This window comes from Streptomyces fragilis, assembly GCF_003112515.1.
Lineage (GTDB): Bacteria > Actinomycetota > Actinomycetes > Streptomycetales > Streptomycetaceae > Streptomyces > Streptomyces fragilis.
Map to the genome: position 1 here is coordinate 532,905 of NZ_BEVZ01000005.1, position 7,127 is coordinate 540,031.

Annotated in this window: 5 protein-coding genes; 2 read left to right on the plus strand and 3 right to left on the minus strand. The window is 76.8% G+C overall.

Features of this window, described 5'->3' with window-relative positions:
• Window positions 1-108: 108 nt before the first annotated feature.
• From Sfr03f_RS20780 to Sfr03f_RS20790, 3 genes are read right to left on the minus strand one after another with little or no spacing between them, the layout of a single operon-like run.
• Window positions 109-1,740, minus strand: a complete 1,632-nt coding sequence (locus Sfr03f_RS20780) for an AMP-binding protein (protein WP_108955457.1) — start codon at window positions 1,738-1,740, stop codon at window positions 109-111.
• A 47-nt stretch (window positions 1,741-1,787) separates the two neighbouring features.
• Window positions 1,788-2,426: a hypothetical protein gene (locus tag Sfr03f_RS20785; protein ID WP_245967663.1), complete on the minus strand. Its 639-nt coding sequence runs from the start codon at window positions 2,424-2,426 to the stop codon at window positions 1,788-1,790.
• A gap of 4 nt (window positions 2,427-2,430) precedes the next feature.
• Complete coding sequence (locus Sfr03f_RS20790) at window positions 2,431-5,484, minus strand: glycoside hydrolase family 35 protein (protein WP_108955516.1); 3,054 nt, start codon at window positions 5,482-5,484, stop codon at window positions 2,431-2,433.
• 320 nt (window positions 5,485-5,804) lie between these two features.
• Between Sfr03f_RS20790 and Sfr03f_RS20795 the strand changes: the two genes are divergently transcribed.
• The gene (locus Sfr03f_RS20795) at window positions 5,805-6,188 is read left to right on the plus strand and encodes a cold shock domain-containing protein (RefSeq protein ID WP_108955517.1); all 384 of its coding nucleotides are present in this window, start codon (window positions 5,805-5,807) and stop codon (window positions 6,186-6,188) included.
• A 158-nt stretch (window positions 6,189-6,346) separates the two neighbouring features.
• The gene (locus Sfr03f_RS20800; RefSeq protein ID WP_108955458.1) at window positions 6,347-7,114 is read left to right on the plus strand and encodes an SCO2400 family protein; all 768 of its coding nucleotides are present in this window, start codon (window positions 6,347-6,349) and stop codon (window positions 7,112-7,114) included.
• Window positions 7,115-7,127 lie beyond the last annotated feature (13 nt).

Below are 7,127 nucleotides of genomic sequence, written 5' to 3' on the forward strand. Positions count from 1 at the left end.
TTCCGTCACCGGGCGCCCCCCGGAGCCGCCCGGCCGGGTGCGGACCGGACGGGTGGTCCGCCCGGCCGCCGGGGGCCCGTCGGCCCGGCGGCTCACCGGCCCGGCGGCTCACCCGGTCACGGGGGCGGGGGAGCCGGTGTCCAGCGCACGCTTCATCACCTTGCCCATGTCGTTGCGGGGCAGCGCGTCGAGCAGGCGCACCTCACGGGGGCGCTTGTGCGGCGCCAGACGGCGCGCCACGTGGTCGGCGAGCTCGCCGGCCTCCGGCGGCGCCTGCGGGTCGGCGGGGACGATCCAGGCGACGATCCGCTCGCCCAGGTCCGGGTCGGGGGCGCCGGTGACCGCGGCCTCGGCCACCGCGGGGTGCTCCAGCAGGGCGTTCTCGATCTCTCCCGCGCCGATCTTGTAGCCGCCGCTCTTGATCAGGTCGGTGGCCCGGCGCCCCACGATCCGCACCGCGCCGCCGGGCTCCAGGACCGCCATGTCGCCGGTGCGGAACCAGCCGTCGTGGGTGAACGCGGCGGCGGTGGCGTCCGGGCGGCCCAGGTATTCGGTGAACAGGTTGGGGCCGCGCACCTGGATCTCCCCGACGCTCTCACCGTCCGCGCCGTCCGGGCCGTCCGCGCCGTCCGGGCCGTCCGCGCCGTCCGCGCCGGGGGTACGGTCCGCGCCCTCCGCGACGCCCGCGCCGTCCGTGCCGGGGAGCGGGGTGCCGTCGTCGTCCACCAGCCGCAGCTCCACGCCCGGCAGCGGGACGCCGACCGTCCCGACGGCCGCCGCGCCGGACTCCGTGCCGAGGCGGACGCTGGTGTTCATCAGCGTCTCGGTCATCCCGTACCGCTCGACGACGCGCCGGCCCGTGGCGGCCAGGATCCGCTCGTGGTCGTGGACCGGCAGCGCCGCCGAGCCGGACACCAGCAGGCGGGCCGAGGCCAGACCCTTCGCCAGTTCCGGTTCCGCGGCGAGCGACTCGGCGATCCGGTGGTACATCGTCGGCACGCCGAACAGCACGGTCGCGCCCGCGTTCAGCTCCCGCGCCACCCCGGCGGTGTCGAAGCGGCCCAGGTGACGCAGCGCGCCGCCGAGCCGCAGCGGGCCGAGCACGCCCAGCACCAGACCGTGCACGTGGAACAACGGCAGCGCGTGCACCAGGACGTCCTCGGCGGTCCACGCCCACACCTCGGCCAGCGCGTCCAGGGTGGCCGCGACCGCCCGGCGGGGGATCACCGCGCCCTTCGGCGGACCCGTCGTGCCGGAGGTGTAGACGACCAGCGCCGGGTCGAGGGGGCCGGCGGTGTCCGGGGGAAGAGGGGCGGGCGGGCCCCCGAGCACGACGTCCAGGCGCTCCGGGCCGGCCGCCGGCCCGGGCAGTTCGGCGCCGGGCGGGGCCAGCAGCGCGTCCGGGTCGCTGTCGGCCAGGACGTGGGCCAGCTCCTTGTCCCCCGACCGGGGGTTCAGCGGGACCACGCACAGCCCGGCGGCCAGGGCGCCGACCACCGCCACCGCGGTCTCCGGCCCGGGCGCCGCCCACACCGCGACCCGGCGGCTCGCTTGCCGCGCCCGCTCCCCGACGAGGGCGGCCACCGCCCCGGCCGCGCCCGCGAGCTCCCCGTACGTCAGGGAACGGTCCGGGAAGGCGAGCGCCGGGCGGGCGGCCGCGGCAGGGTCGTGCAGGGGAGGGGACGCAGCGCCGTGGAGGGCGGGGAAGAGCGGCAGGCGGGACGGCGGCAGCGGGGCCATCGGGGCTCCTTCGTTCGCGCTCGGGGCGGGACACCAGCGCCCGGAACCTACCCGGCCGCGGCCCCCGTCACCGCCAGCCGCTGCAGGAGCCCCCAGGTGAACTCCGCCACGCACGCCCAGCGGGCGCCGTCCGCGTCCGGCACCGTCAGCGCCAGCCCCCAGCGCGTCGGGGCGCTGCCCTGCAGCGGCCGCGCCCCGGGGAACGCGCGAGCGGCCTCGTCGACGGTGCAGGACCAGGGCGTCAGATCCTCCAGGGTGCGCAGGGCGGGACCGGGATCGCCCGGCGCGCGGACCAGCCACTCGTTCCAGACGGCTCCCGAAGGCCCGACCAGGACCTCGAACCTCAGGTCCGGCCACAGCGGCACCGGCCACAGCCGCGCCTCGCACTCCAGGTCGCCGAGCACCCGGCGCCGGGTCAGCTCCGGCTCGCCCAGCACCGAGCGGTACCGGGCGGCCGCGGACCGGCCGCGCGGCGACCGCACCATGGCCTGCCAGCGCTTGTTGGCCTCCCGCATGGCGGCGGCCGTGACGCCCAGCCGGCGGCGGGCCTCCTCCACCAGCTCCGGGTTGTGGTCCGCCATCCGGCGCAGCAGCACCAGCTGGAAGTCCAGCCGGGTGAAGGGGGCGCCGGAGCCGGGAGGGCCCGGGCGGCCGGGGCGGTCGGAACGGCCGGGGGAGGAGGTCATGCGGCTACCGGCCCGGGGAGTCGACGTCGGTCACCGGCGTCCCGCCCGCGGCCGCGCCGAGCAGCCTGAGGCCCACCTTGCCCGGGCCGGAGGGTGTGGTCCCGTCGGAGAGGACGGCCAGCGCCAGTGTGTTCTCCCCACGTGTGCGCAGCACCCCGTTCGGCAGCACGAACACCTGCTGGGGCCCCACATCGTTGACGTACAGGCCCAGGTTCCAGCCGTTGAGGAAGATCTGCACCCGGTAGGCCCGGCCGGGGTCGTCCTCCAGGGCCAGTCCGACGGAGGCGTCCACCGACTCCGGCAGGTCCAGGGTGAACGCGGTGCGATACCAGACGACGCCCTGCCGCCGTTCCTCCTGCCGCTCCTGCTCCGCCTCCTGCTCCTGCTCCCGCTTCTGCCCCTGCTTCTCCGGCTCCTCCTTCGCCGGCAGCTCGACGGCGCTCCAGCCCTTCCCGTCCACCGGTCCGGGCAGGTGCCAGCCCTCCCGCTCGCCGTACAGGCCGCCGTTGTTGAGCGGACCGCGCACCGGGTCCGCCCCCGCCGCGCCCTGCAGCCGCCACTCCACCTCGGGCCGCGCGCCCTCGAAGGTCACCGAGGTCAGGCCGCGCGCCGCCTTGTGGGCGCCGGCCGAGCCGCTGCCCTCCTCGCGGGCCATGGGGCGCACCAGCACCGACAGCACATGGGCGCCCGGGGTGCGCAGCTCCTCGGGCACCGCGAACTCCGCCGTGACCTCCCCGCCGGCCGGCGCGGTCCCCGCCTCCCCGGACGCGGCCTCCCCTGACGCTGCCGCCCCGCCGTCCGCCGCCCCGGCGTCCGTCCCCCCGGCGCCCGCGTCCTGCCCGCCCGCGTCCGCGGGCCGCCGGTGCGTGCCCAGCGGTTCGCCGTCCAGCCAGGCCATCACCAGGCCCTGCGGTCCCGCCCGGTAGGAGAGCCGCACCGAGGCCACGCCGCGGGCGTCGGCGACGCGGCCCCGGTACCAGAGGTCGCCGTAGTGGAAGCCGTAGTCGTCGGCGAAGAGCACCGGCTGCCCCTCGGGCACCGGCGTCGCGCCGGACGACTCCGTGCGGTCGGCGACCCGCCAGCGGCCGTCGTCGAAGCGGGGATCGGCCTCCGGGTTCTCCTCCCGGCGCCACCAGCCGGTCAGCGCGGGCAGCGCCACGGCCGGCGGCGGCTTCAGGTGCCGGGTCGCCACCAGCGCGTTGGCCCGCGAGACGGTGGTGCGCACCCGCTCCCCGTTCCAGGTCAGCGAGCCGATCCCGCCCGGCGCCCACACCTCCAGGCCGGTCGTGGTCCGCACGTCGCCGGTGAGGTCCACGCCGGACCCGTGCGGTGTCACCGTGCGCACCAGCGACGGGCCGTAGACCAGGAAGTCGCCCTTGCGGGTCTCCACCGGCCACAGCCGCGCAGCGTCGTCCTCGTCCGCGAGGATCAGCAGCAGGGGCCGGCTGCTGCCGCCGCCCTCGACCAGCACCCGGCTCAGGCCGCCCTTGCCCAGCGGCGCGGTCACCCGCAGCAGGTTGCGGTCCAGCGCCCAGGCGGGCTCCGGGTCCAGCCGCGTGGTCACCGGGGAGCCCGGGGTCTCCAGCACCACCTCGACCAGCTCGCCGCGGGTGCCGGTGAACACGGCGACGTCCATCGAGCCGATCCGCAGGAAGAGCATCGGCTGGGCCGTCGAGTGGCGCAGCCGCCGCTCGCCGAGCCGCAGCCCCGACATGATCAGGCGGGCGTCGCGCGGCGGCAGCGTGACGTTCACCGGCAGCCCGGCCCCGGCGAGCCGCAGCGAGGTGGTCACCTGGTCCTGGGAGTCGTTGCGCAGCACGTAGGTGTGCGAACCCGTGTCACGGTTGGTGAGGTGGTAGACCCGCACCCGGTCGTCGTCGGCCCGCACGTCCGCCGCCCGGTGCAGCTTCGCCAGGTCGGGGACGGTGCGCAGCATGTGCCCGATCTGCTGGAAGGCCGCCAGCTGGGGCGTCGGGGAGCGGGCCTCGTCGTGGCCGGCCGCGAGGTCGTAGGAGGTGACGGTCGACGGGCCGCCCTGCCAGCCCCAGTTGGTCCCGCCGAACGCGGTCCGGGTGTTGTGGACGGTGAGCCCGTTGGCGATGTCGGTCAGGCAGGTGCGGCGCACGTGCACGGCGTCGAACTGCCGGCGCACCGCCTCGAAGGCCTGCCGCCCGTCGCTGCCGCCGCCCCAGGGAACCGGCCGGCCGGCCGTGAACTCGGCGAGCACGCCGGCCGTGCGCGGGCGCGACCGCTCGGAGGTCGCCGCCCCGAAGTACAGGCCGCGGTCCGGCGGGACGTCCGCCGGGCCCTGCCCGGCGAGCCCGGCGGACGGGTCGAGCTCCTTGTGGAACACCGGGACCTCGATCCCGTCACCCCGCACCTTGGCGTACAGGTGTTCCCGGTAGGCGGTGGAGGCGGCGCCGCTGACGTCGGTGAACTGGTACAGCAGGACGGTGCCGCGGCCCTCGGTGTACTGGTGGCGGCGGGCGATCCGGTCCACCGCGGTCAGCCAGGCGTCGACGTGTTCCAGGTAGGCGGGGTCGTCGGCGCCGGGTCCGCCGCCGGTCCCGGCCAGCCAGCCCGGCAGCCCGCCCGCGTCCAGGTCGGCGCCGAGGAACGGACCGGGGCGCAGCACCACGTACAGCTGCTCCTCGGCGGCCGTGCGCAGCAGCAGGCCGAGGTCGCGCACCCCGGTGAAGTCGTACCGCCCGGGAGCGGGGGAGTGGTGGTTCCAGGCCACCGGCACCGTCACCGCGTTGTGGCCCGAGGCGCGGATCTTCTGCAGCGCGTCCCGCCACAGGGAGGGGCTGGGCAGCCGGAACGGGTGGAACTCGCCGGACCACAGCACCAGGCGCTGCCCGTCGACGATCAGCGAGTAGCCGTCGTGGCGCACCGAGTGCGGCCGCCGGTCCGCGCGCGGCGGGGCGGGCGGACGGCCGGTCGGCACGTTCCGCGAGGCGGACGCGGTCGGCGGCGCGGCCGTGCTGTCGGCCGCCAGCGCGACCCCCAGCACGGCCGTGCCGGCCAGAGCACCGAACGTACGCCTGGTGAACACCAACAGAACCTCCGCCGACTCCCGCGCCACATCGACGCGCGCGCCCCATTCTCCACAGGGGCCGCACCCGGCGAGGTCCGGCGGGCACCGGCGGCGTCCGGTTGCGGCGCTTATGACGCTTTCGCGCGGGCGCCGGGGCGCACCGATCGGACGCGACCGGGGAAAAGCCGCCCGGCGCCGTGCGCGGCAGCGGTAACTTCGGGCACCGCCCGGCAGTGCCCCGACCCCGGCGCCGGCCGGAGCTGTGCCGACCGAAGAGGCGCCGACCGCAGCCGTGCCGACCGGGGGCTGCGGCGGCCGAAGAAGGAGTGGGTGGGTTCGCGGTGCTGATGACCGGCAGGGTGCTGCGGTTCGACGAGGTGCGCGGGTACGGCTTCATCGCGCCCGACGAGGGCGGGGAGGACGTGTTCATGCACGCCAACGACCTGCTCGACGACAAGTACCTGTACGGGGAGGGCTGTCAGGTCGAGTTCCTCCTGGAGATGGGCGAGAAGGGGCCCAAGGGCTCGGAGATCCGGCTGCTCGCTCCGGCGCCGCGGGGCTCGACGGCGGGGGCGCAGGCGTCCTCGCGGATCGCAGCCGGGGAGTTCCGGACCGAGCTCACCGAGGCGCTGATCGAGGCGGTGCCCACGCTGACCGCCGCACAGCTGCGCCAGGTTCGCGGCTGCGTCGTGGAGCTCACCCGTGCCCGGGGTTGGCTGACCTGAGCCGCACTCGCCCCAACTGCGCGGACACACGCCGCTGTTGTGCGATCACGTGTTGTCGGGTTCCGGCGTGGGACGTGCCGGAGCCCGCCGACACCGCACACGATCTTCACCAAGGCCCCCCGGAAAGTCACCGGTCGGGCACCTACTCTTCCAGCCTCATGGACTATTGCTCGCGGTGCAGGCGGCATCTCAACCTGCAGTTCAACTGCCCGGGTTGTGGAACGCCGGCGTGGGAACTCCACAAGTACGCCGAGGCTGTCGACGAGACCGCCGAACCTCCCGAGCCGGTCGGCCACGACGCCGGCGGGGCGGCCGGTGAGGCGGACGTCGCGGCAGCGGTGGAGGAGTCCGGCGTGGAGGCGACCGGCGCCGGGGACACCAGGCGCGGAGGGGATGTCAGGAGCCCCGGAGGCCGCCGCGCCGGACTCCGCACACCGCGGACGGAACCGGCCGCGCCCGGGGCCGCCGCACGGCGGCGCGGCGGGCGTGGGCCGGGGCGCGTGCTGCTGATCGCCGTCTGTCTGCTCGGAGCCCTCGGACTGGGCGTGGTGGCCGTGACGGCCGTCGGCGGCGAGGAGCCCGTGACGTCCGCCGCCGCGGCGGATCCCACCCCCTCCGAGGACGTCCGGTCGGCCCCCTCGCCGCAGCGGGAGGCCGCGAGCGCCACGCCCGCCGGGGACGCGGTGTCCGCCTCGGCCTCCGTGTCCGCCTCGGCGTCGGCGTCCTCGAGCCCCTCTCCGTCGCTCCCGGCGGCGGACCCGGCCGGCCAGGCGTCCGCCGAGGCCGGCCAGGGCGAGCGGCCGCCGGGGGAGACGGACCCCGGGCCGGCCCCTTCACGGCCGGCCCCGAGCACCACCTCGGCCCCGCCCCGCCCGACGCCCACCCCCTCGCCCACCTGCGAGCGCGTGCTGTGGTGGTGTTCCTAGGGCTCCTACGGCT